The sequence below is a fragment of the Pseudomonas sessilinigenes genome, from assembly GCF_003850565.1.
Classification (GTDB): domain Bacteria; phylum Pseudomonadota; class Gammaproteobacteria; order Pseudomonadales; family Pseudomonadaceae; genus Aquipseudomonas; species Aquipseudomonas sessilinigenes.
Genome location: NZ_CP027706.1, coordinates 4,273,482 through 4,298,609, shown reverse-complemented (window position 1 = coordinate 4,298,609; position 25,128 = coordinate 4,273,482). Strand labels below are relative to the sequence as shown.

The 25,128-nt window shown below is 61.7% G+C and carries 18 protein-coding genes and 1 tRNA gene; 16 read left to right on the top strand and 3 right to left on the bottom strand.

Features of this window, described 5'->3' with window-relative positions; all coding sequences use genetic code 11:
• Positions 1 to 230 precede the first annotated feature (230 nt).
• The 4 genes from C4K39_RS19840 to C4K39_RS19825 all read left to right on the top strand — a co-directional run bounded on the left by C4K39_RS19840 (position 231) and on the right by C4K39_RS19825 (position 6,403).
• Entirely contained in the window at positions 231 to 2,153 is a 1,923-nt protein-coding gene (locus C4K39_RS19840; protein WP_011063831.1) for a PrkA family serine protein kinase, read from the top strand.
• Between the two features lie 121 nt (positions 2,154 to 2,274).
• Positions 2,275 to 3,549 carry a YeaH/YhbH family protein gene (locus C4K39_RS19835; RefSeq protein ID WP_068575597.1) on the top strand — a complete coding sequence of 425 codons (1,275 nt, stop codon included), beginning with the start codon at positions 2,275 to 2,277 and terminating at the stop codon, positions 3,547 to 3,549.
• Positions 3,546 to 5,108 (top strand): SpoVR family protein, encoded by a 1,563-nt coding sequence (locus tag C4K39_RS19830; protein ID WP_068575598.1) that lies wholly within the window; start codon positions 3,546 to 3,548, stop codon positions 5,106 to 5,108. Before C4K39_RS19835 ends, C4K39_RS19830 begins: the two co-directional genes overlap by 4 nt.
• A 65-nt stretch (positions 5,109 to 5,173) precedes the next feature.
• Entirely contained in the window at positions 5,174 to 6,403 is a 1,230-nt protein-coding gene (locus C4K39_RS19825) for a multifunctional CCA addition/repair protein (RefSeq protein WP_124347241.1), read from the top strand.
• A 46-nt stretch (positions 6,404 to 6,449) separates the two neighbouring features.
• Here C4K39_RS19825 and folK read toward each other — a convergent pair whose 3' ends face one another.
• Both folK and folB read right to left on the bottom strand, forming a co-directional pair.
• A complete protein-coding gene (folK, locus tag C4K39_RS19820) occupies positions 6,450 to 6,965 on the bottom strand; it encodes a 2-amino-4-hydroxy-6-hydroxymethyldihydropteridine diphosphokinase (protein WP_068575601.1) in 516 nt (171 codons plus the stop codon).
• On the bottom strand, positions 6,956 to 7,309 hold the full coding sequence (folB, locus tag C4K39_RS19815) for a dihydroneopterin aldolase (protein WP_068575603.1): 354 nt from the start codon (positions 7,307 to 7,309) through the stop codon (positions 6,956 to 6,958). Before folB ends, folK begins: the two co-directional genes overlap by 10 nt.
• Positions 7,310 to 7,383: 74 nt before the next feature.
• On the opposite strand from folB, the gene plsY reads away from it, so the two are divergent.
• Positions 7,384 to 7,953, top strand: a complete 570-nt coding sequence (gene plsY / locus C4K39_RS19810; protein WP_068575605.1) for a glycerol-3-phosphate 1-O-acyltransferase PlsY — start codon at positions 7,384 to 7,386, stop codon at positions 7,951 to 7,953.
• 46 nt (positions 7,954 to 7,999) lie between these two features.
• On the opposite strand, the gene tsaD is transcribed toward plsY, so the two are convergent.
• Positions 8,000 to 9,025, bottom strand: coding sequence for a tRNA (adenosine(37)-N6)-threonylcarbamoyltransferase complex transferase subunit TsaD (gene tsaD, locus C4K39_RS19805; RefSeq protein ID WP_068575607.1), 1,026 nt, complete (start codon positions 9,023 to 9,025; stop codon positions 8,000 to 8,002).
• A gap of 202 nt (positions 9,026 to 9,227) precedes the next feature.
• Between tsaD and rpsU the strand changes: the two genes are divergently transcribed.
• The 11 genes from rpsU to pqqA all read left to right on the top strand — a co-directional run bounded on the left by rpsU (position 9,228) and on the right by pqqA (position 25,061).
• A complete protein-coding gene (rpsU, locus tag C4K39_RS19800) occupies positions 9,228 to 9,443 on the top strand; it encodes a 30S ribosomal protein S21 (protein ID WP_002551877.1) in 216 nt (71 codons plus the stop codon).
• Between the two features lie 463 nt (positions 9,444 to 9,906).
• The gene (gene dnaG, locus C4K39_RS19795; protein ID WP_124347240.1) at positions 9,907 to 11,877 is read left to right on the top strand and encodes a DNA primase; all 1,971 of its coding nucleotides are present in this window, start codon (positions 9,907 to 9,909) and stop codon (positions 11,875 to 11,877) included.
• A gap of 67 nt (positions 11,878 to 11,944) precedes the next feature.
• Positions 11,945 to 13,792, top strand: coding sequence for an RNA polymerase sigma factor RpoD (rpoD, locus tag C4K39_RS19790; protein ID WP_124347239.1), 1,848 nt, complete (start codon positions 11,945 to 11,947; stop codon positions 13,790 to 13,792).
• 113 nt (positions 13,793 to 13,905) lie between these two features.
• The gene (locus C4K39_RS19785; protein WP_068575613.1) at positions 13,906 to 17,649 is read left to right on the top strand and encodes a bifunctional diguanylate cyclase/phosphodiesterase; all 3,744 of its coding nucleotides are present in this window, start codon (positions 13,906 to 13,908) and stop codon (positions 17,647 to 17,649) included.
• A gap of 15 nt (positions 17,650 to 17,664) precedes the next feature.
• Positions 17,665 to 17,741 (top strand) — tRNA-Ile (locus C4K39_RS19780).
• A 168-nt stretch (positions 17,742 to 17,909) separates the two neighbouring features.
• The gene (gene ptaA / locus C4K39_RS19775; protein WP_124347238.1) at positions 17,910 to 19,010 is read left to right on the top strand and encodes a pyoverdine biosynthesis transaminase PtaA; all 1,101 of its coding nucleotides are present in this window, start codon (positions 17,910 to 17,912) and stop codon (positions 19,008 to 19,010) included.
• Positions 19,011 to 19,104: 94 nt separating this feature from the next.
• Positions 19,105 to 19,566 (top strand): Lrp/AsnC family transcriptional regulator, encoded by a 462-nt coding sequence (locus C4K39_RS19770; protein WP_068575617.1) that lies wholly within the window; start codon positions 19,105 to 19,107, stop codon positions 19,564 to 19,566.
• 166 nt (positions 19,567 to 19,732) lie between these two features.
• On the top strand, positions 19,733 to 21,415 hold the full coding sequence (locus tag C4K39_RS19765; protein WP_068575619.1) for a flavin monoamine oxidase family protein: 1,683 nt from the start codon (positions 19,733 to 19,735) through the stop codon (positions 21,413 to 21,415).
• A gap of 111 nt (positions 21,416 to 21,526) precedes the next feature.
• Entirely contained in the window at positions 21,527 to 22,321 is a 795-nt protein-coding gene (locus tag C4K39_RS19760) for a carbon-nitrogen hydrolase family protein (protein WP_068575621.1), read from the top strand.
• 48 nt (positions 22,322 to 22,369) lie between these two features.
• Positions 22,370 to 24,829 carry a pyrroloquinoline quinone biosynthesis protein PqqF gene (pqqF, locus tag C4K39_RS19755; protein WP_124347237.1) on the top strand — a complete coding sequence of 820 codons (2,460 nt, stop codon included), beginning with the start codon at positions 22,370 to 22,372 and terminating at the stop codon, positions 24,827 to 24,829.
• Between the two features lie 157 nt (positions 24,830 to 24,986).
• Complete coding sequence (gene pqqA / locus C4K39_RS19750) at positions 24,987 to 25,061, top strand: pyrroloquinoline quinone precursor peptide PqqA (protein ID WP_003194766.1); 75 nt, start codon at positions 24,987 to 24,989, stop codon at positions 25,059 to 25,061.
• Positions 25,062 to 25,128 lie beyond the last annotated feature (67 nt).

Below are 25,128 nucleotides of genomic sequence, written 5' to 3'. Positions count from 1 at the left end.
ATCCGCCATCCGCCCTTGACCTCTGCGATTCCGAACTATCCTTAGCCACAGGCCATCCAAATCAGGGGAGAGCCGGTACACCGGCGAGCGGGTCATCGGTACTAGCTTTCAAGCTCGATAGCTTTGAAAGTGTTCTGGGGGGTAAACAGCAACTGGAACTTCATCAGTTGCATGCCAGCACTTGACTGACTGATCCGTAGCCGGCTCCACGTATCGAGCGAGGTGACGTCATGAGTATTTTTAGCCACTTCCAACAACGCTTCGAATCCACGCGCCAGGAAGAGTTTTCCCTGCAGGAATACCTCGAACTGTGCAAGAAGGACCGCAGCGCCTATGCCTCGGCCGCAGAGCGCCTGCTATTGGCCATTGGCGAACCCGAACTGCTGGACACCTCGACCAACTCGAGGCTGTCGCGAATCTTTTCCAACAAGGTGATCCGGCGCTACCCGGCCTTTGAAGACTTCCATGGCATGGAAGAGTGCATCGACCAGATCGTTTCCTACTTCCGCCATGCCGCCCAGGGCCTGGAAGAGAAGAAACAGATCCTCTACCTGCTGGGCCCGGTGGGTGGCGGTAAATCGTCCCTGGCCGAAAAACTCAAGCAGCTCATCGAGAAAGTCCCCTTCTATGCCATCAAGGGCTCACCCGTCTTCGAATCGCCACTGGGGCTGTTCAACGCCACGGAAGATGGCGCCATCCTCGAGGAAGACTTCGGCATTCCCCGGCGCTACCTGAACACCATCATGTCGCCCTGGGCGACCAAGCGCCTGTCGGAGTTCGGTGGCGACATCAGCCAGTTCCGGGTGGTGAAGCTGTATCCGTCGATCCTCAACCAGATCGCGGTGGCCAAGACCGAACCTGGCGACGAGAACAACCAGGACATCTCGGCCCTGGTGGGCAAGGTGGATATCCGCAAGCTCGAGGAATTCCCGCAAAACGACGCTGACGCCTACAGCTATTCCGGGGCACTGTGCCGGGCCAACCAGGGCCTGATGGAGTTCGTCGAGATGTTCAAGGCGCCGATCAAGGTGCTGCACCCATTGCTGACCGCAACCCAGGAAGGCAACTACAACAGCACCGAGGGCCTGGGGGCGATCCCGTTCACTGGCATCCTGCTGGCCCACTCCAACGAATCGGAGTGGCACACCTTCCGCAACAACAAGAACAACGAGGCCTTCATCGACCGGATCTATATCGTCAAGGTGCCGTACTGCCTGCGCGTGACCGACGAAGTGAAGATCTACGACAAGCTGTTGTTCAACAGCTCCCTGGCCAAGGCCCATTGCGCCCCGGATACCTTGAAGATGCTGGCGCAATTCACCGTGCTCTCGCGCCTCAAGGAGCCGGAGAACTCCAACATCTACTCCAAGATGCGCGTCTATGACGGGGAGAACCTCAAGGACACCGATCCGAAGGCCAAGTCGATCCAGGAGTACCGCGACAGCGCCGGGGTCGATGAAGGCATGAACGGCCTCTCGACCCGCTTTGCCTTCAAGATCCTGTCCAAGGTCTTCAACTTCGACCCCCATGAAGTGGCGGCCAACCCGGTACACCTGCTGTACGTACTGGAACAACAGATCGAACAGGAGCAGTTCCAGGCCGAAACCCGCGAGCGCTACCTGCGCTTCCTCAAGGAATACCTGGCACCGCGCTACATCGAGTTCATCGGCAAGGAAATCCAGACGGCCTACCTGGAGTCCTACAGCGAGTACGGCCAGAACATCTTCGACCGCTACGTGCTGTACGCGGACTTCTGGATCCAGGACCAGGAATACCGCGATCCGGAAACCGGCGAGATCCTCAACCGCGTGGCGCTCAACGAAGAACTGGAAAAGATCGAAAAACCGGCGGGCATCAGCAACCCGAAAGACTTCCGCAACGAGATCGTCAATTTCGTGCTGCGCGCCCGGGCCAACAACAACGGCAAGAACCCCACCTGGCTCAGCTACGAGAAGCTGCGGGTGGTGATCGAGAAGAAGATGTTCTCCAACACCGAGGACCTGTTGCCGGTCATCAGCTTCAACGCCAAGGCCAGCAAGGAGGATCAACAGAAACACAACGACTTCGTCACCCGGATGGTGGAGCGTGGCTACACCGACAAGCAGGTACGCTTGCTGTCGGAATGGTACCTGCGGGTCAGGAAATCGCAGTAAAGCAGCTGCAAGCTTCTAGCTACAAGCTGCAGGAGAAAGGCCGTGAGCCTCGACTCGGGGATCTGACGGTGCTTTCACTTGCAGCTTGAAGCTTACGACTTGAAGCTCCCCGGAGGGGTCTATGAGCTACGTAATCGACCGACGCTTGAACGGTAAGAACAAGAGCACCGTGAACCGCCAGCGGTTCCTGCGGCGCTATCGCGACCACATCAAGAAAGCCGTCGAAGAAGCCGTCAGCCGGCGCTCCATTACCGACATGGAGCATGGCGAGCAGATCAGCATTCCCGGGCGCGATATCGACGAGCCGGTGCTGCATCACGGCCGCGGCGGCAAGCAGACCGTGGTCCATCCAGGCAACAAGGAGTTCACCGCCGGCGAACATATCGCCAGGCCCCAAGGCGGTGGAGGGGGTGGAAGTGGTCGCGGCAAGGCCGGCAACTCCGGCGAGGGCATGGATGAATTCGTCTTCCAGATCACCCAGGAGGAGTTTCTCGAGTTCATGTTCGAGGACCTGGAGCTGCCCAACCTGGTCAAGCGCAACCTGACGGGCACCGATACCTTCAAGACAGTGCGGGCCGGGATCAGCAACGAAGGCAACCCATCGCGGATCAACATCATCCGCACCCTGCGCTCTGCCCATGCGCGACGCATCGCCCTGTCCGGCAGCAGCCGCGCCAAACTGCGCGAGGCCAAGGAGGAGCTGGCTCGCCTGAAACGCGAAGAACCGGACAACTTCGGCGACATACAAGAACTTGAAACAGAAATCGAACGCCTGAGCGCGCGAATTCATCGCGTGCCATTCCTCGACACCTTCGATCTGAAGTACAACCTGCTGGTCAAGCAACCTAATCCCAGCTCCAAGGCAGTGATGTTCTGCCTGATGGACGTTTCCGGCTCCATGACCCAGGCCACCAAGGACATCGCCAAGCGCTTCTTCATCCTTTTGTACCTGTTCCTCAAGCGCAACTACGACAAGATCGACGTGGTCTTCATCCGCCATCACACCAGCGCCCGGGAAGTGGACGAGGAAGAATTCTTCTACTCGCGGGAAACCGGCGGGACCATCGTCTCCAGCGCCCTGAAGCTGATGCAGGAGATCATGGCCGAGCGTTACCCGAGCAATGAATGGAACATCTATTCCGCCCAGGCCTCCGATGGCGACAACTGGAATGACGACTCACCCATCTGCCGCGATATCCTGATCAACCAGATCATGCCGTTCGTGCAGTACTACACCTACGTCGAGATCACGCCTCGGGAACACCAGGCCCTGTGGTTCGAGTACGAACGTATCGCCGAAGCCTTTCCCGAGACGTTTGCCCAGCAACAACTGGTTTCGGCCGGAGATATCTATCCGGTCTTCCGTGAACTCTTCCAGCGCAGGTTAGTGACATGACCGCCAGAGAGCAGAAGCGCCAGCCCATCTCCACCGGCTCGGAATGGACCTTCGAGCTGATCCAGGCCTACGACCGCGAAATCAGCCGTATCGCGGCTCGCTATGCCCTGGACACCTACCCCAACCAGATCGAAGTGATCACCGCCGAGCAGATGATGGACGCCTATGCCTCGGTGGGCATGCCGCTGGGCTACCACCATTGGTCCTATGGCAAGCACTTCCTCAGCACAGAAAAATCCTACAGCCGTGGCCAGATGGGCCTGGCCTACGAGATCGTCATCAACTCAGACCCCTGCATCGCCTACCTGATGGAGGAAAACACCATCTGCATGCAGGCCCTGGTGGTGGCCCATGCCTGCTATGGCCATAACAGCTTCTTCAAGGGTAACTACCTGTTCCGCACCTGGACCGACGCCAGTTCGATCATCGACTACCTGGTGTTTGCCAAGCAGTACATTTCCCAATGCGAGGAACGCCACGGCATCGACGCCGTGGAGGATCTGCTCGACTCCTGCCATGCCTTGATGAACTACGGCGTCGACCGCTACAAGCGCCCTTATCCGATCTCCGCCGAAGAGGAACGGCGCCGGCAGAAGGATCGCGAAGAGCACCTGCAGAAGCAGATCAACGATCTGTGGCGCACCATTCCCAAGGGTGCGGACAAAAATAGCGACAAGGACAATGCGCGGTTCCCGGCAGAGCCCCAGGAAAACATCCTCTATTTCATCGAGAAACACGCTCCGCTGCTCGAGCCCTGGCAACGGGAGATCGTGCGGATCGTGCGCAAGATCGCCCAGTATTTCTATCCACAACGCCAGACCCAGGTAATGAACGAAGGCTGGGCCACCTTTTGGCACTACACGCTGATGAACGACCTGTACGACGAAGGCCTGGTCACCGACGGCTTCATGATGGAGTTCCTGGCCTCCCATACCAGCGTGGTGTTCCAGCCGGGATTCGATAGCCCCTACTACAACGGCATCAACCCCTACGCCCTGGGCTTTGCCATGTACCGGGACATCCGCCGCATGTGCGAAGAGCCCACTGAGGAAGACCGCCGCTGGTTCCCGGAACTGGCCGGCACCGACTGGCTGTCGAGCATCAAGTTCGCCATGAGCAGCTTCAAGGACGAGAGTTTCATCCTGCAGTACCTCTCGCCCAAGGTGATCCGTGACCTCAAGCTGTTCAGCATCATGGACGACGATCAGAAGGACGACCTGCTGGTCCCGGCCATCCATGACGAAAGCGGCTACCGCGTCATCCGCGAGACCCTGGCCGCTCAATACAACCTGGGCAACCGTGAACCCAACGTGCAGATCTGGAGCATCGACCGGCGCGGCGACCGCTCGCTGACCCTGCGCCACCAGCAACACGACCGCAAACCACTGGGAGAATCCACCGACGAGGTACTCAAGCACCTGCATCGGCTATGGGGCTTCGACATCCACCTGGAAACCCTGCAAGGCGACCAGGTGATGAAGACCCACCACGTGCCGCCCAAGAACGACCACGGGGAAAACGACTACGGGCGCCTGGACCTGGCAGTCATCCACCTCTAGGCGGTCCCACAAGCCTCCGTTAGGCCGCCACAAGGGGTATCCTGTCGCGCTAACGGAGGTTTTTTATGCGGATTTACAAAGTCGGCGGTGCGGTACGTGATCGCTTGCTCGGCAGGCCGGTTACCGATATCGACTGGGTCGTGGTCGGTGCGAGCGCCGAGGAAATGATCGACAAGGGCTTTCGCCCGGTCGGTGCGGACTTCCCGGTGTTCCTGCATCCCAAAAGTGGCGAGGAATATGCCCTGGCCCGGACCGAGCGCAAGAGTGGGCGCGGTTACGGCGGGTTCACCTTCCATGCCAGTCCCGAGGTCACCCTGGAAGAGGACCTGATCCGCCGCGACCTGACCATCAACGCCATGGCCGAGGACGAGCAGCAGGCCATCACTGACCCCTACAACGGCCAGAAGGATCTAGAAGACCGACTGCTGCGGCATGTTTCCCCGGCGTTCGCCGAAGACCCCCTGCGGGTTCTACGGGTTGCCCGCTTTGCTGCGCGCTATGCCGGGCTGGGTTTTCGCGTCGCGCCAGAGACCCTCGAACTGATGCACCAGCTCAGTCGTTCAGGCGAATTGCAGGCCCTGACGGCAGAGCGCAGCTGGAAAGAGATCTCCCGCGCCCTGATGGAGGATCAGCCCCAGGTCTTTATCCAGGTCCTGCATGATTGCAGTGCCCTGGCAGAACTGATGCCAGAGATCGATGCACTATTCGGGGTTCCCCAGCCGGCGCTTCACCACCCGGAGATCGACACCGGGCTGCACACCCTGAGCGTCCTGCAACAAGCGGCCCTGCACCGGCAACCGCTGAGCGTGCGCTGGGCCTGCCTGCTGCACGATCTGGGCAAGGGTGTTACGCCGCAGGAAGAATGGCCGCGGCACATCGGTCATGAGCAGGCCGGCCTGGAGCTGATCAAGGCAATCAACAAACGCTTCAAGGTGCCCAGGGAATGCCAGGAGCTGGCAATGCTGGTGGGCCAATACCACACCCACGCTCACCGCGCCCAGGAACTCAAGGCCTCGACGCTGCTGGAGCTGCTGCAAAGCTTCGACGTCTTCCGACGCCCGCAACGCTTCGAGGAGTTCGTTGCCGCTTGCGAGATGGACGCACGTGGCCGGCTCGGCCTCGAATCCCGCCCCTACCCGCAAGCCGACTACCTGCGTGGCGCAGCCAGCGCCGCTCGTGCGGTAGCGGTGCAGCCCTTGTTGGAACAAGGCTTCAAAGGGCCACAATTGGGAGAAGCACTGCGACTGGAGCGCCTGAAAGCACTCAAGGCCTACAAAGAGCAGTTCGCCTCTTGAAGACATGCGGACAAGGTTGCCTTGTCCGCATGGAATAAACCCCGGCCTAGAGGTCTGCCGGAGTCAATTGCACGCCACGCCACTCAAAAGCCACAGGCGCCAACACCTGGTCGATCTGCGCCTCTTCCCAGAGAGCCCCCAGGCTCTTGCCTGCTAGGGGATGCACTCGCTCTGGGGCCATCAGCGACAAAGGCCACAGCACAAAGGCGTTCTTCAGGATTTCCGCACGCGGCAAGACCAAGCCATCGAAGTTGCCGGTCAGGTCACCGTAGAGCAGCACATCGATATCCAGCGGCAGCCCCTTGCGATCGGGGGCGTAGCGCCCGTTATCGGCCTCGATGAACTTCAAGCGACGATCCAGTTCGATCAGGGGCAGGTCGGTAAAAGCCGAGACCACCAGATTGAAGAATGGCCCGCTCTTGATTCCGACCGGTTGGCTTTCGAACACGGCCGAACAACGCATGTCCACCAGGAAGCCAGCCAATGCATCGAGTCCGGCCCGCAAATGGACTTCACGCTCGATATTGCTACCAAGTCCTAGAAATACCTGAGTCAGCGACATCCGCGCTCGATCTCCACGCCAACGCCCTTGGCGGCCGGGACGGCGCCGGGCTTGGTCAGCTTCAAATGCAGCCAGGGAATATTGAATTCGCCCATCAGCACCTCGGCCAGGCGCTCGGCAAAGGTTTCCACCAACTGATACTGGGCCTGCTCGGCAAACGCCTGGATCCGGGCCGATACGCTGGCGTAGTCCAGGGCCAGCGTCAGGTCGTCGCCAGCGGCGGCCGGGCGATTGTCCCAGGCAAAACTCAAGTCAAGGCGCAGGCATTGGCGAATGCCGCGCTCCCAGTCGTAGGCGCCAATCACGGTGTCGACTTCCAGTCCCTCGATAAACACTCTGTCCAAGCACTCTTCTCCGCAGCACGACAAGGGCGCAATGCGCCGTTAGAATCAGGGCGTCCTCGCCCGGAATAGTTAGCATGTTTTGGTCACTGGCGATTCTCGCCTACCTGCTCGGCTCTCTGTCCTTCGCTATCTTGCTCAGCCGCGTCACGGGCAATCCCGATCCGCGCATGAGCGGCTCCGGTAATGCCGGCGCCACCAACATGCTACGCCTGGCCGGCAAGAAGCTCGCGATCCTGACCCTGCTGGGGGACCTGTGCAAAGGCCTGGTCCCCGTGCTGATCGCCCATCTTGCCGGGCTGTCACTGCAACAACAGGCCTGGATCGGGCTCTACGCCGTGCTCGGGCACCTGTTCCCGCTGTACTTCCGCTTTCGTGGCGGCAAGGGTGTCGCCACCGCCGCCGGCATGCTGCTGGGGCTCTATCCCCCGGCCGCCCTGCTGGCCATCGCCGCCTGGGGACTGACCTTCTACCTGACCCGCACCAGCTCATTGGCCGCCTTGATCGCTACGCCCCTGACCCTGCCACTGCTGGCTTGGCAGGAACCCGAGGCGCTGTTGCCGATGAGCGTACTCACGCTGCTGATCGTCTGGCGCCACCGCGGCAATCTACGCGACCTGTTCGCCGGGCGCGAACGGCATTTTTGAATCCCACCAATGAAACGCTTCAGCGGGCGACCTCGGCGCTGGGCCCTCACAAGGCCGACAATTGCTCCATGGGCCAGCGAGCCTGGACGCTGATCGCCAAGTCTTCCTTTTGCCCCGCCTGCAACCGCTGGCAGCCAGCGTAGGCAATCATCGCCCCGTTGTCGGTACAAAACTCCGGCCGGGCGTAGAACACATGACCCTTCATCTCGGCGAGCATGTTTTCCAGGGAAGCCCGCAAGGCCTTGTTGGCACTCACGCCACCGGCGATCACCAGGCTCTTGAGGCCAGTCTGCTTCAGGGCACGCTTGCACTTGATGGTCAGAGTGTCCACAACCGCCTGCTGGAAGGCGAGAGAGATGTCGCAACGGGTTTGCTCACCGTCGTCTCCAGCGCTGACACATTGCTGCCAGGTGTTCAAGGCAAACGTCTTCAGGCCGCTGAAACTGAACTCCAGGCCTGGGCGGTCGGTCATCGGGCGCGGGAAGACAAAACGCCCCGGCACGCCCTGGGTCGCCAGGCGCGCGATCTCGGGACCGCCAGGGTAATTAAGGCCGATCAGCTTGGCGGTCTTGTCAAAAGCCTCGCCAGCAGCATCGTCCAGGCTCTCGCCCAACAGTTCGTATTGGCCGATACCGTCGACCCTGACCAGCTGGGTATGTCCACCGGACACCAACAAAGCGACGAACGGAAACTGTGGCGGTTGTGCCTCCAGCATCGGCGCCAGCAAATGCCCCTCCATGTGGTGCACCCCCAGGGCCGGAATCCCCCAGGCAAAGGCCAGTGCCTGGGCACAGGAGGCACCTACCAGCAGGGCCCCCACCAGACCGGGACCGGCGGTGTAGGCGATGGCATCGATCTCTGTGGGCACGCAGTCGGCTTGCGCCAGGACCTGGCGAATCAGGGGCAGCATGCGCTTGACGTGGTCACGGGACGCCAGTTCCGGCACCACGCCGCCATAGACGCGATGCAGGTCGATCTGGCTGAATAGCGCATCGGCCAACAGGCCTCGCTCGCTGTCGTAAAGCGCGACGCCGGTTTCGTCGCAGGAAGTTTCTAATCCCAGTACTAGCATGGGTTTGCGCCTTGCAGGGGCTGAATTCGAAGGCGCGCATGATAGTCGCCACTCCCTCGCCCGACCAGCGGTTTTCGATCAGAGGCTTTGCATTCCTGGCGGCGAGGGGTTAACATCCGCAACCCTTAAAAACCGACGATCTTAGCCGCGATTTTTTCACGACGAGAACGTTGACCCCGGTAATGAATGAAGGTAGCTCTGGATGCCAGCCGTCAAAGTTAAAGAGAACGAACCCTTCGACGTAGCTCTGCGTCGTTTCAAGCGCTCCTGCGAAAAAGCCGGTGTTCTGGCTGAAGTTCGTAGCCGCGAATTTTACGAGAAGCCGACTTCCGAGCGTAAGCGCAAAGCAGCTGCTGCTGTTAAGCGTCACGCCAAGAAAGTTCAGCGCGAACAGCGCCGCGCCGTACGCCTGTACTAATACACAGACGTTCGCTGCAAGCTTCTGCCAAGCCCGGCCTTCAGCCGGGCTAATGGCATTTGCGGATCACGCTTGATGCTTCACTGCCAAAGTCACCCTGGTGACCCAGGCAAATCTGCTTCATCACGTCAGACCTGGCTCTTGCCAGCGGTGCACGTCTTTTCTGACGAGCCTTCCAAGGCTACTGACGAGCACGCCCTTACTGAGTTCCTGCGCCCAAGGCGCCCTCCCCGGTACTGGCCTGGTGAGCTTTGAAGCCCACTCGACGCTTGCTGCCGGAGCAACATCTTTCAGATACTCGAATACTGATTGAAGCTAACGTCAGTGGACGTTCGGCAGATACACTTCCCGACTGCGACCACGCCGAAGAACCGGGTCGAACCGCGCACTCCTCACGCCTCGCCCTAGATCTTTCGACGACATCGCCAGGGCTATTTTTCCCCGCAGTGATGACGAGAACGCCATGGCCGGGCTTATTCCCCAGAGCTTTATTGACGACCTTCTGAACCGCACCGACATCGTCGATGTCGTCAGCTCGCGCCTGCAGATCAAGAAGGCTGGCAAGAACTACACCGCCTGCTGCCCGTTCCACAAGGAAAAGACCCCCTCCTTCAGCGTCAGCCCCGACAAGCAGTTCTATTACTGCTTTGGTTGCGGCGCCGGCGGCAACGCCCTCGGCTTTATCATGGACCACGACAACCTGGACTTTCCCCAGGCCGTCGAGGAACTGGCGAAAGCCGCCGGCATGGAAGTGCCGCGCGAGGAAAGCGGCCGTGGCCAGCGCAAGCCTCGCCAACCCACCGACTCGCCCCTGTACCCACTGCTCACCGCCGCCGCCGACTACTATCGCCAGGCCCTGAAAAGCCACCCCGCACGCAAGGCAGCAGTGGATTACCTGAAGGGACGCGGGCTCACCGGCGAGATCGCCCGGGATTTCGGCCTGGGCTTTGCCCCTCCCGGCTGGGACAACCTGTTCAAGCACCTGAGCAGCGACACCCTACAACAGAAAGCCATGATCGATGCTGGCCTGCTGATCGAGAATGCCGAGACCGGTAAACGCTACGACCGTTTTCGCGACCGGGTCATGTTCCCGATCCGCGATACTCGCGGCCGGATCATCGCCTTCGGCGGCCGCGTGCTTGGAGACGACAAGCCCAAGTACCTGAACTCCCCGGAAACCCCGGTGTTTCACAAGGGACAGGAACTCTACGGCCTGTTCGAGGCCCGCAAGAACAATCGCAACCTCGACGAAATCATCGTCGTCGAGGGCTACATGGACGTGATCGCCCTGGCCCAGCAGGGCCTGCGCAATGCCGTCGCGACCCTGGGCACCGCCACCAGCGAAGAACACCTCAAGCGCCTGTTCCGCATCGTGCCCAATGTGCTGTTCTGCTTCGACGGCGACCAAGCTGGGCGCAAGGCCGCCTGGCGTGCCCTGGAGGCCACGCTATCCTGCCTGCAGGACGGACGTCGGGCGCGCTTCCTGTTCCTTCCGGAAGGAGAAGACCCCGATACCCTGGTTCGCTCGGAAGGCACCGACGCGTTCCTTGCCCGGATCAACCAGCACGCACAACCGCTGGCCGACTATTTCTTCCAGCAACTGATCGAGGAAGCCGATCCACGCTCGCTGGAAGGCAAGGCTCACCTGGCAACGCTGGCAGCACCGCTGATCGAAAAGATTCCAGGGGCCAACCTGCGCATCCTGATGCGCCAGCGCCTCACCGAGATCACGGGTCTTAGCAACGAGACAGTCAATCAACTGGCTCACAATCCCGTGCCGCAAGCCTCGCCGAACTACGACGCAGGCATCGACTACGACGGCATGCCGGACTACGCCGACTACAATGAGCCGCACCAGGAAGCGTACGTCCCACAGCAGGAGTGGACGCCGAAGAAGAGCGGCGGCAAGAAATGGGAAAACAAGCCCTGGGACAAGAACGGCAAGGGCAAGCGCCAGGGCGATCGCGACCAACCCCGCGGCCCGCGAACGCCTGCAACAGTGGAGCCGCCCATCCAGTCAGCCCTGCGAACCTTGCTGCACCATCCTCAGCTGGCAAAAAAAGTTGAAGATGCCGGGCACTTTGCCGATGACGACAACACCAATACACAGTTGCTGGTAGCCCTGATCGAAGCCGTGCAGAAAAATCCTCAGCTACGCTCTATTCATCAGCTGATGGCGCGCTGGCACGGCACCTCGCAAGGAAATCTACTTAACGCACTGGCGGAAAAAGAGTGGTTAATCGACGGAGATAACCTTGAACAACAGTTTTTCGACACCATTAACAGCTTGTCAGCTCGCCAACGCGAGCGTGTTTTAGACCAACTTCTCAGGAAATCGCGTCAAAGCGAGCTCAGCAGCGATGAGAAAAAACAGCTGGTTGAGCTTCTAAAACGCAATGTTCCCGCATCAAACCCGACCTCAACTGGCGCGTGAGGTCATAGCTCGGGTATAATCCTCGGCTTGTTTTTTGCCCGCCAAGACCTTCAGTGGATAGGGTGTTATGTCCGGAAAAGCGCAACAGCAGTCTCGCCTCAAAGAGTTGATCAGCCGTGGACGTGAGCAGGGTTACCTGACTTACGCGGAGGTCAACGACCACCTGCCGGAGGATATTTCAGATCCGGAACAGGTGGAAGACATCATCCGCATGATCAACGACATGGGGATCAACGTATTCGAGAGTGCTCCGGATGCGGATGCCCTTTTGTTGGCCGAAGCCGATACCGATGAAGCAGCAGCTGAAGAAGCCGCCGCTGCGTTGGCGGCTGTGGAAACCGACATTGGTCGCACTACCGACCCAGTGCGCATGTACATGCGCGAAATGGGTACCGTAGAGCTGCTCACACGTGAAGGCGAAATCGAAATCGCCAAGCGTATCGAAGAAGGCATCCGTGAAGTGATGGGCGCGATCGCGCACTTCCCTGGCACGGTAGACCATATCCTCGCCGAATACGCTCGCGTCACCAGCGAAGGTGGCCGCCTGTCTGACGTCCTCAGCGGTTATATCGACCCGGACGACGGCATTACCCCGCCCGCTGCCGAGATTCCTCCACCTGTCGACACCAAGTCGGCGAAAGAGGACGACGACAGCGAAGACGAAGACGGTGAAGCTTCCGAAGACGAAGAAGAAGCCGAAAGCGGTCCGGATCCGGTCGTCGCCGCACAGCGTTTCGGCGCCGTCGCCGATCAGCTGGAAGTCACTCGCAAGGCCCTGAAGAAGCATGGCCGCGAGAACAAGCAGTCTATCGACGAAATGCTGGCCCTGGCCGAGCTGTTCATGCCGATCAAGCTGGTACCGAAGCAATTCGAAGGCCTGGTCGAGCGCGTACGCAGCGCCCTGGATCGTCTGCGCCAGCAGGAACGCGCCATCATGCAGCTTTGCGTGCGTGATGCCCGCATGCCGCGTGCCGACTTCCTGCGCCAGTTCCCCGGCAACGAAGTGGATGAAAGCTGGACCGAGGCCCTGGCCAAAGGCAAGAGCAAGTACGCCGAAGCCATTGCCCGCCTGCAGCCGGACATCGTCCGTTGCCAGCAGAAGTTGACTGCGCTTGAGACCGAAACCGGCCTTAAGGTCGCCGAGATCAAGGAAATCAACCGTCGCATGTCGATCGGCGAGGCCAAGGCCCGTCGCGCGAAGAAAGAGATGGTTGAAGCCAACTTGCGTCTGGTGATCTCCATCGCCAAGAAGTACACCAACCGCGGCTTGCAGTTCCTCGACCTGATCCAGGAAGGCAACATCGGCTTGATGAAAGCGGTGGACAAGTTCGAATACCGTCGCGGCTACAAGTTCTCGACCTATGCCACCTGGTGGATTCGCCAGGCGATCACCCGTTCGATCGCCGACCAGGCTCGCACCATCCGTATCCCGGTGCACATGATCGAGACGATCAACAAGCTCAACCGTATTTCCCGGCAGATGCTCCAGGAAATGGGTCGCGAACCGACCCCGGAAGAGCTGGGCGAGCGCATGGAAATGCCTGAGGACAAGATCCGCAAGGTATTGAAGATCGCCAAAGAGCCGATCTCCATGGAAACCCCGATCGGTGATGACGAAGACTCCCATCTGGGCGACTTCATCGAAGACTCGACCATGCAGTCGCCAATCGATGTCGCCACCGTGGAAAGCCTCAAGGAAGCGACACGCGAAGTACTCTCCGGCCTCACCGCTCGTGAAGCCAAGGTATTGCGCATGCGCTTCGGCATCGACATGAATACCGACCACACCCTCGAGGAAGTTGGTAAGCAGTTCGACGTCACCCGTGAGCGGATTCGCCAGATCGAAGCCAAGGCGCTGCGCAAGCTGCGCCACCCGACGCGAAGCGAGCATCTGCGCTCCTTCCTCGACGAGTAAGCCCAAGACCCCCAGCCCTGCTGGGGGTTTTGCTTTTTGCCGCCCCTTCACCTTTCCCCGCCAAATACCCCGTCTACACTCGAAGCATTCATCCGCTCCATAACGAGACGGTTATGCCCAGACTGTCGGCCATGCTCCTGCTGGCGCTGCTTACCTGGACCGCAACGGCTGGCGCACTGACTCTCACCGACGAAGAACGTAGCTGGCTCAAGACTCACCCGGAACTGCGCCTGGGCGTGGATGCCTCCTGGCCACCTTTTGAGTTTCGCGACGAAGAAGGCCGCTACCAGGGCCTGGCGGCCGACTATATCCAGCTGATCCAGGAACGCCTGTCCATCAGCCTCAAGCCTATAGAACCTGCCAGCTGGACCGCCGTTCTCGAAGACGCCAAGCAAGGCAAGCTGGACCTGCTACCGGGGATCATGTCGATCCCCGAACGCCAGAGCTACATGGCCTTCACCCGCCCCTACCTCGACTTCCCCATCGTGATCCTGGCCCACAAAGGCGGGGCACAGCCCCGAAATCTCGATGACCTGTACGGCCTCAAGATTGCCGTAGTGGAGAACTACGCCCCTCACGAGCTGTTGCGCTCCCATCACCCGGACCTGAACCTGGTGGCCATGCCGAACGTCAGCTCGACCCTGCAAGCCCTGGCCACCGACAAGGTCGATGCCGTGGTCGGCGACCTTGCCTCCAGTGTCTGGAGCCTGCGCCAGCTCAAGCTCGAAGGCCTCTACGTCAGCGGCGAGACGCCCTACCGCTACCAGCTGGCCATGGGCGTGCCTCGGGACAGCAAGATCCTGGTAGGCATTCTCGATAAGGTCCTGGCCGATCTCAGCCCGGACGAAATCAGCACGATCCAGCAACGCTGGGTGGGCAGTGTGCTCGATCACCGGACATTCTGGCGGGACGTACTGGTCTATGGCCTGCCTGGCCTACTGCTGCTGGTCACCGTGCTGGCCGTGGTCATTCGTATCAACCGTCGCCTGAGCTCGGAAATCTCCCGCCGAGTCGCCCTGGAGCAGGAGTTGCGCAGCAGCGAATACCACTACCGCAGCCTGGTCGAAAGCCTCTCTGCCATCGCTTGGGAAGCCAATATCAGCGACTTCACCTACAGCTACGTCTCGCCCCACGCCGAGCCGCTGCTGGGTTACCCCCTGGCCCATTGGTTGATCCCCGGGTTCTGGCGCAACATCATCCACCCCGCCGACCTGACCCGCGCCCAGGCGTTTTGCGATCTGGCGGTACAATCCGGACGCGACCACAGCCTCGATTACCGGGTGATCACCGCCGATGGCCGCTGCCTGTGGGTCCGCGACATCGTCAGCCTGATCGAGCACGGCCATGAGCCGGTAATGCGCGGCCTGATGATCGATATCAGCGAAGCCAAGCACACCGAAGAGGCCCTGCGCCTGTCCGAACAAAAGTTCGCCTCGGTGTTCCAGCAGTGCCCGGACATCCTGGTCATCGCCCGCTTGTCCGATGGCTGCCTGCTGGAGGTCAACAAGGCATTCGAGGAACAGATCGGCCTAAGCGCCGCCCAGGTGATCGGCCAGACAGCCACCCAGCTCAATATCTGGGGCATCCCGGACGTCGGCCCCAGCCTGTTGCAGCGCCTGCAAGCCGGGAGTATCCGCAACCTGGAAATGTCCTTTCGGCGCCACAACGGCCAATTGTTCACCGGGCTGATTTCCGCCGAACCTTTCGACCTGGACACCACGGCGGCGCTGGTGGTGGTGGTCCGGGACATCAGCCAACTCAAGGAAACCCAGCAGCGGCTGCAGACCTCGGAAGAAAAGTTCGCCAAAGCCTTCCACGCATCGCCGGACGGACTGCTCCTGAGCCGGCAGCAAGATGGCCTGCTGCTGGAGGTCAACGAGGGCTTCGGGCGCATCACCGGCTTCAACAGCGTCATGTCCCTGGACCGCTCGACCCTCGACCTGGGAATCTGGGTCAACCTCAACGAACGCAAGCGCATGCTCGAACTCTTGCAGCGGGACGGTTTCGTGCGTGACTTCACCTGCCATATCCGCCGCAGCGATGGCCAGATCCGCCTTTGCGAGCTCTCCAGCCGGCCGCTTCCCATCGGCGATGACGACTGCATGCTGACCATCGCCCGGGACATTACCGATCGCCAGCTGATGCAGGAGAAACTGCAACTGGCTGCCACCGTCTTCGAAAGCACCGCCGAAGGCGTCATGATCACCGACACCCAGCAACGCATCAGTGCAGTCAACCGAGCCTTCAGTGAAATCACCGGCTACAGCGAGAAAGAGGCCCTGGGACATACTCCGCGCCTGCTGGCGTCAGGGCTGCATGACAGCGCCTTCTATGCGGCGATGTGGCACCAGCTGACCCTGGAAGGACACTGGCAGGGGGAGATCTCCAACCGGCGCAAGAACGGCGAACTCTATCCCAACTGGCTGACGATCAACGCCGTGCGCAACCAGGAACAGCAGATCACCCACTTCGTCGCGGTGTTCGCCGATATCTCCAGCCTCAAGCACGCACAGGCAAGGCTCGACTACCAGGCCCACCACGATCCGTTAACGGGCCTGCCCAACCGCACCCTGTTCGAAAGCCGGTTGCTGGCCGCACTCAATAACCAACAGGACAACGGTGGCCAGGGTGCGGTGCTGTTCCTCGACCTGGACCGCTTCAAGCACATCAACGACAGCCTTGGCCACCCCGTGGGGGACCTGCTGCTCAAGGGCATTGCCGTACGCCTCAAGGAGCAGCTGCGTGACATCGACACGGTGGCCCGGCTGGGCGGGGACGAGTTCATCATCCTGCTGCCAGGCCTGCACCAAGCCAGCGACGCCGACCACATCGCCGGCAAGCTGCTGAACTGCTTCAACGCACCGTTCCAGGCCGGGGAGCACGAGTTCTTCATCAGTGCCAGCATCGGCACCAGCCTTTACCCCAAGGACGGCAGCGATGTCGCCACCCTGATCAAGAACGCCGATGCCGCGATGTACCGCTCCAAGGCCAAGGGGCGCAACCGCGTGGAACGCTACACCCGCGACCTGACCGCCCAAGCCAGCGAGCGCGTGGCCCTGGAACATGAACTGCGCCGGGCGATCGAGCGCAATGAACTGACCTTGTACTTCCAGCCCAAGATCAGCCTCCTCAACCACGAGCTGGTGGGCGCCGAAGCACTGATCCGCTGGCGCCACCCCAGCTTCGGCGAAGTACCGCCGGAACACTTCATCCCCCTGGCCGAAGAAAACGGCATGATCCTGCCAATCGGCGACTGGGTCCTGGAGCAGGCCTGCCAATACCTGCACGACTGGAACCAGCGCTACGAGAACTTCGGACCGCTGTCGGTGAACCTGGCCGGCGCACAACTGCGCCAACCCAACCTGCTGGGGCGCATCGAGCAATTGCTGGACGACTACGACCTGCAACCTGGCCTGCTGCAACTGGAAATCACCGAAAACTTCATCATGAGCCAGGCCGAGGAAGCCCTGGAGGTCCTGCATCAGCTCAAGCGCCTGGGCGTGCAACTGGCCATCGACGACTTCGGCACCGGCTACTCGTCCCTGAGCTACCTCAAGCGCCTGCCCCTGGATTTCCTCAAGATCGACCAATCCTTCGTCCGCGGCCTGCCGGACGACCCCCACGACGTGGCGATCGTGCGCGCCATCATCGCCCTGGGCCGCAGCATGCAATTCACGGTGATCGCCGAAGGCGTGGAAAACCAGGAACAACAGACCTTCCTCACCCTGGAAGGCTGCGAACAGATCCAGGGCTACATCGTCAGCCTGCCCCTGGAAGCGGAGGAGTTCTGCGCCAGCTTCCTGCAGATCCGCGTTTCCGATTTTTCGGATAGCACAGCCGAGAAACCATCGTTATAATCCGCCGCCTACTGAGGGCCTATAGCTCAGTTGGTTAGAGCAGAGGACTCATAATCCTTTGGTCCACGGTTCAAGTCCGTGTGGGCCCACCATCTTCGAAGCCGCGCATTGCGCGGTTTTTTCATGCCTGAAATCTGCCTGCTTCACCCATGGCCATTGAATTGCCAGCTTAAATCCCGCTGTTTTCCCGCCGTCATATCGATGTCCAACCAGGACAAAAGACGCCTCGGGGTCTTTCACGATAAGAAAGGGATTTATCGATGGTTGAGATTACGCGCCGATCACTCATGGGGCTGGCATCCGCCCTGCCGCTGCTGTCACTGCCAGGCTGGAGCCAGGCTGCCGAACCCGCCCCATCGTCGGTATCGCCACCGGCCACCGATGTCCTGATCAACTTCAACGAGAGCCCCTGGGGCCCCTCTCCTGCCAGCCGCCAGGCCATGCAGCAAGGCATCGCCCTCAGCGGTCGCTATCCCTACAAGATCCAGTACCGGCTCAACGCGCTGTTCGCCCGCCAGCAGGGCATTCCCGAGGATCATGTGCAGAGCTTCTGCGGCTCCAAGGCCGCATTGCAGCACGCGGTCGTGGCTTTCACCCAGGATGCGAGCCTGGTCATGGCCACCCCCTCCTACGAGGCTCCCAGGGAAGCTGCCGAGGGGCGCCAGGCCAAGGTGCATGAGGTGCCTCTGGACGCCAACCACGCCCACGACCTGCAAACGATGCTCGCCGTCGACCCGGCGCCGGGCCTGATCTACCTGTGCAACCCCAACAACCCCACCGGCACCCTGACGCCACGCCAGGCCATCGAGCAGGCCCTGGCGCGCCTGCCCAAGGGGGCGGTCATGCTGATCGACGAGGCCTACATCGACTTCTCCACGGCCAGCACCTGCATCCCGCTGGTCAAGGAGCACCCGCAGCTACTGGTGCTGCGCACCTTCTCCAAGATCTACGGCATGGCCGGGGCTCGCTTGGGGCTAGCCGTGGGCCAGCCGGCGCTGCTCGAGCGCCTGGAAACCTACGGCGGCTACAACGTGCCGGCGGCGTCGACCTTGCTGGGAGGGCTAGCCAGCCTGGAAGACCCGCACCTGCTGGCCGAGCGCAAGCGACACAACCAACAATTGCGCGACGCGACCATCGCCTGGTTGCAGCAACGCGGGTTCAACTGCACCGCCTCCCAGGCCAACTGCTTCATGGTCGATGTCCAGCGCCCGGCCCAGGACGTGGTGGATGCCCTGGCGGCACGCCAAGTGAAGATCGGTCGGGTCTGGGACAGCTGGCCGAACTGGGCACGGGTCAGCATCGGCGACGAGCAGGACATGCAGCGCTTTCGCCACGCCTTCGCCCAGGTCATTCCCGCCTGAGCCCGCGTCGCCCAAAGGCAGCTCCCGGCGACGAGCGGCGGGCCGTGGGAGGCGCTAACATGTGCGCTCCCCGACCACCGCGCTGGAGCCCATCTTGTCCGATAGCCGTCCTCCCGTTCTCGACGAAGTCGACCGTCAGCTGATCGCCGCCCTGCAAATCAACGCACGCGAAAGCGTGGCGATGCTGGCCCGGCAACTGGGCATCGCCCGTACCACCGTGACCTCGCGCCTGGCGCGCCTGGAAAAGGCCCGGGTCATTACCGGCTATGGCGTACGCCTGGGCCAGCGGGTGATCGATGGCGGGTTGCAGGCCTATGTCGGCATCAAGGTCCAACCGCGCTCCGGCAAGGAAGTCCTGCGCCGCTTGAGTGGCATGGCCCAGGTCCAGCAACTGTGCGCGGTCAGTGGCGAATTCGACTACGTGGCCTGGCTGCGCACCGAATCCCCGGAACAGCTGGATCAACTGCTGGACCAGATCGGCAGTGTCGACGGCGTGGAAAAGACCACCACCTCGATCATCCTCAGCAGCAAGATCGATCGCGGGCATGCGCTCTAGGGCCTGGCAAGATTTCGTCAACATGCTCGAATAATTCGTCATATTGATAAATAACAATGCATAACGACGACAATTTGCGTCTTATTTACGAGCACACCCCTCTCTAGAATGGCTGCCACCTTTTCCTATACTCAGCATTTCGCTGAGCCGCCCGCCAAGGTCAGCCATGAACAAGAACAATCGCCATCCTGCAGACGGCAAGAAACCGATCACCATCTTCGGCCCGGATTTCCCTTTCGCCTTCGATGACTGGATCGAGCACCCCGCCGGCCTGGGCAGCATTCCCAAGGCCCAGCACGGCGCCGAAGTGGCGATCGTCGGCGCCGGCATCTCCGGGCTGGTTGCAGCCTATGAATTGATGAAGATGGGCCTCAAGCCAGTGGTCTACGAAGCATCGAAAATGGGCGGCCGCCTGCGTTCGGAAACCTTCGAAGGCGCCGACGGCATCATCGCCGAGCTGGGTGGCATGCGCTTCCCGGTGTCCAGCACCGCCTTCTACCACTACGTCGACAAGCTCGGCCTGGAAACCCGTCCTTTCCCCAACCCGCTGACGCCAGCCTCGGGCAGCACCGTGGTCGACCTGGAAGGCACCAGCCACTACGCCGAGAAGATGGACGATCTGCCGGAAATCTTCCGCGAAGTGGCCCGGGCCTGGGCCGATGCCCTGGAAGACGGTGCACGCTTCTCACAGATCCAGGACGCCATCCGCGAGCGCGACACGCTCAAGCTCAAGGCCCTGTGGGACGAGCTGGTGCCCAAGTGGGACGACCGCACCTTCTATGACTTCGTCGCCACCTCCAAGGCGTTCTCGCAGTTGTCCTACCGCCACCGCGAAATCTTCGGCCAAGTAGGCTTCGGCACCGGCGGCTGGGACTCGGACTTCCCCAACTCCATGCTGGAAATCTTCCGCGTGGTGATGACCAACTGCGACGACCACCAGCACCTGGTGGTGGGCGGCGTCGAACAAGTGCCCCGCGGCATCTGGAGCCACATCCCGGAACAATGCGCCCACTGGCCGGCCGGTACCTCCCTGGCCAAGCTGCACAACGGCGCACCGCGCCCCGGCGTGAAGAAGATCGCCCGCGCCGCCGATGGCACCTTCGCCGTTACCGACTACTGGGGCGATACTCGCCACTACGCGGCGGTATTGGCCACTTGCCAGACCTGGCTGCTGACCACCCAGATCGAGTGCGAGGAAGCGCTGTTCTCGCAGAAGATGTGGATGGCCCTGGACCGCACCCGCTACATGCAATCGTCGAAGACCTTCGTCATGGTCGACCGGCCATTCTGGAAGGACAAGGACCCGCAGACCGGTCGCGACGTGATGAGCATGACCCTCACCGATCGCCTGACTCGCGGTACCTACCTGTTCGACAACGGCGACGACAAGCCAGGGGTGATCTGCCTGTCCTACTCCTGGATGAGCGATGCCATGAAGATGCTGCCGCACCCGGTGGAAAAACGTGTGCAGCTTGCGCTGGACGCATTGAAGAAGGTCTACCCGAAGGTGGACATCGCCGGCCACGTCATCGGCAACCCGATCACCGTCTCCTGGGAGGCCGACCCGCACTTCCTCGGTGCCTTCAAGGGCGCGCTGCCGGGCCACTACCGCTACAACCAGCGGATGTATGCACACTTCATGCAGGACGACATGCCGGCCGAGCAGCGCGGTATCTTCATCGCTGGCGACGATGTGTCCTGGACCCCAGCCTGGGTCGAAGGTGCGGTACAGACCTCCCTCAATGCGGTGTGGGGCATCATGAAACACTTCGGCGGCGCCTCCCATCCGGAGAATCCGGGACCGGGCGATGTGTTCAACGAGATAGGCCCTATTGCCCTGGCCGATTGAGCCACACCGGGGCCGGCCGACCCGGCACCTGCAAAGGCGCCAAACGGGCTTGGCCCGAGCCTGTGGTAGCGGCGAAGATAGCCGCCACCGCAAGTCAGAGGAGTGAAGAACATGCGTGTCGCCCTGTATCAGTGCCCTCCACAGCCGCTGGACGTAGCCGCTAACCTGCATCGGCTGCAGCAGGTGGCCACGCAGGCCAGCGCAGTCGACCTGCTGGTGCTGCCGGAAATGTTCCTCAGCGGCTACAACATCGGCCTGGAGGCCGTCAGTGCGCTGGCCGAGCCCCAGGACGGCCCGGCGGCCCAACGTATCGCCGCCATCGCCCAGTCCACCGGGATGGCCATTCTCTACGGTTATCCGGAGCGCAGCGCCGATGGCCAGATCTACAACTCCGTGCAATTGATCGACGCCAGCGGCCAGCGCCTGTGCAACTACCGCAAGACCCATCTGTTCGGCGACCTGGACCATTCGATGTTCAGCGCCGGCGCAGACGACTTCCCCCTGGTGGAGCTCAACGGCTGGAAGCTCGGCTTCCTGATCTGCTACGACATCGAGTTCCCGGAGAACGCCCGGCGCCTGGCCCTGGCCGGCGCCGAACTGATCCTGGTGCCGACGGCGAACATGATTCCCTACGATTTCGTCGCTGATGTCACGATCCGTGCCCGGGCCTTCGAGAACCAGTGCTACGTGGCCTATGCCAACTACTGCGGCCAGGAAGACCAGATCCGCTACTGTGGCCAGAGCAGCATCGCGGCCCCGGATGGCAGCCGCATCGCCCTGGCCGGGTTGGACGAGGCCCTGATCATCGGCACCCTGGACCGAGCACTGATGAACGAATCCCGGGCGCTGAATCGCTACCTGGCCGACCGTCGTCCCGAGCTTTACACGGCGCTGGGCAAGCGCTGATCCCGGGATATCCGCTAGCATGGGCACCTCTCTGTCCTGGATGTGCCCATGCCCGCGCCGAACCACCCCCTGCCCCACCTGGAAACCCTGGCCAACGGCCTGCAGGTTTCCGTGCGCCATGCCCCTCACCTCAAGCGTTGCGCCGCAACGTTGCGGGTCGCCGCTGGCAGTCATGACGTACCACCGGCCTGGCCGGGCCTGGCGCACTTCCTGGAGCACCTGCTGTTTCTCGGCACCGAGCGGTTTCCTGCCGATCAGGGGTTGATGGCCTATGTTCGCGCCCAGGGCGGGCAACTGAACGCCAAGACCTGCGAGCGCAGCACCGAGTTCTTTTTCGAACTGCCGGCCAATGCCTTCGCCGCAGGACTGGAGCGCCTGTGCGACATGCTCGCCCGGCCCCGCCTGGACCTCGCCGAACAACGGCGCGAGCGCGAGGTGCTCCATGCGGAATTCCTCGCTTGGTCCCGCGATGCCACGGCCCAACGCCAGTTCGCCTTGTTCGACGGCCTGTCCGCGGCCCATCCGCTGCGGGCCTTCCATGCGGGCAATCGCTACAGCCTGAACCTGGCCAGCCCCGCCTTCCAGCAAGGCCTGCGGCAATTCCATGATGATTTCTACCAGGCCGGGCAGATGACCTTGAGCCTGGCCGGGCCACAGCCTGTGGCCGAACTCAGGGCCCTGGCCGAACGCTACGGCGCTGGCTTGCCAGCGGGCCAACGCCGGGAGCAAGCGCCCCCACCGCCTTTGCTGGCCACTGGACCCAACCCTTATCAACGATTGGACGGCCAGCGCCTGGACCTGGTGTTCGCCCTTGAAGAGTTGCCGCAGGGCGCCGATACGGCGCTGGACTTCCTCTGTACCTGGCTGCAATCGGGCAAACCCGGCGGATTGCTCGCCAAGCTCCAACAACAGTCACTGGCCCACAGCCTCAAGGCCCAGGCGCTGTATCAGTTTGCCGGCCAGGGGCTGCTGCACCTGGAATTGCAGTTGAACCAGGCAAGCCGCGAAGCGCAGCAACAGGTTCGCCAATTGTTGCTGGACTGGCTGGGGTTCTTCACCGCCCAGGGCGACTGGCCGCCATTGCGCGAGGAGTACGCCCTGTTGCAACAACGTCGCGTGCAGGTCGGCAGCGCCCTGGAACTGGCACGCCGGGATAGCGGCCATACCGCCCAGGACCTGGACGACTGCGGGCTTGCAGCCCTCCAGGCCTTGCTGCGGCAATTGCAGCCCCAGGCTGTGGACAGTTTCAGTGGCGATTGGCAGCTGCCACCTGCCAACCCCTTCCTGCGCAGCCCCACAGAGGCGCCCCCGGCGGGCCTGATTCGCGGACAGAGCAGTAAACACCGCGGGTTGCGCACCTTCGCCCAGGACCGTAGCCGGGGCCGACGCGAGCACTCGGCCCTGAGCTACAGCCAGGCATTGCCCGCCGATAGCGGCGAAGGGCAATTACTGTTGCGCTGGCGCCTGGCCACAGCAATCCCGAGCGGCTGGCACCAGCGCTTGCAGCGCAGCCTGGGGGCTCTGGCCGACGATGCCCGGCAAGCCGGGGTGGAGCTGAGCTTCACAGCCTCTGGCACAGACTGGCTACTGCAACTGCGCGGCCTGCACCAGCCCATGCCCGCAGTGCTGCAACAGGCCTTGCAGCAGTTGGCACAACCCGCGCCGGCGTTCTGGCAAGCAGGCCAAGGCAACGAAGAGGCGCCGCCAATGCCCCTGCGCCAACTGCTCAAGGCCTTCGCCGAACAACCCCTGCCCGACAGGGGCGAAGCCTTGACCGCCGAGGCCCTGCAAGCACTGTGGGACCAGACCCGCTGGGACGGATTGGCGGTCGCCGTGCCGGCCCACATGCAAGATGCACTGGCCCGATCTCTACAACGAATGCCCGGCACCGCGGATACCCAGCTGAGCCAGGCGCTGCTGGCGCAAACCGGCCATGCCTGGCAGACGGTGTCCATGGACAGCGCAGAGCAGGCACTGCTGCTGTTCTGCCAAAGCCCATCGAGCCTGCTGGCCGACGAAGCGGCCTGGCGCCTGCTGGGGCAACTCTGCCAGACCCCGTTCTACCAGCGCCTGCGGGTCGAGCTGCAACTGGGCTACGGCGTCTTCAGCGCGGTGCGTCAACGCGATGGCCGCACCGGCCTGCTGTTCGGCGTGCAGTCGCCCAACAGCAGTCTCGTCGAGATCCTGGGCCACCTGGAACAGTTCCTCCAGCAATTGCCCGAACGCCTGCAGGCTCTCGATGCCCAGGCCTGGGTCGAACAGCGCCAGGCCCTGGCCCAGCAGTTGCAGCCAGCCCAGCTGCCCCTGGAACAGGCGGCACAACTGCTGTGGCAAGCACGCCTGGCTGGCCATCCGTCGGACTATCTGCAACAACTGCAGGCCAGCATCGAAGCCCTGACGCCCACCGCGGTGATCCGGGCCGCCCAGCAATTGCAGCAGGCGGCCGGAGGCTGGAGGGCCCTGGCCAACGGCCCTTGCCCGGGTTCGCCCTGGCAAGCGGCAACATGATCATTACCGGCGTTGCAATAAGCTTTCTTGAAGAATTGCGGACAACCCATTATGGGAATTTAGTAAGATAGCCGCCTAAGCATCTGAACATCTCCGCCCGGAGGTGGACTATATGTATAGGCAGCACCCGTCCCACCCACCTCAATGGAGCACTTTCATGACTTGGTCCAAACCTGCTTACACTGATCTGCGCATCGGCTTCGAAGTCACCATGTACTTCGCCAGCCGCTGATTTCTGACCTCGGTCGGAACATCCAGCGCAACGCCTCGGCCCGTCCGGGGCGTTTTCATTTTCAGTC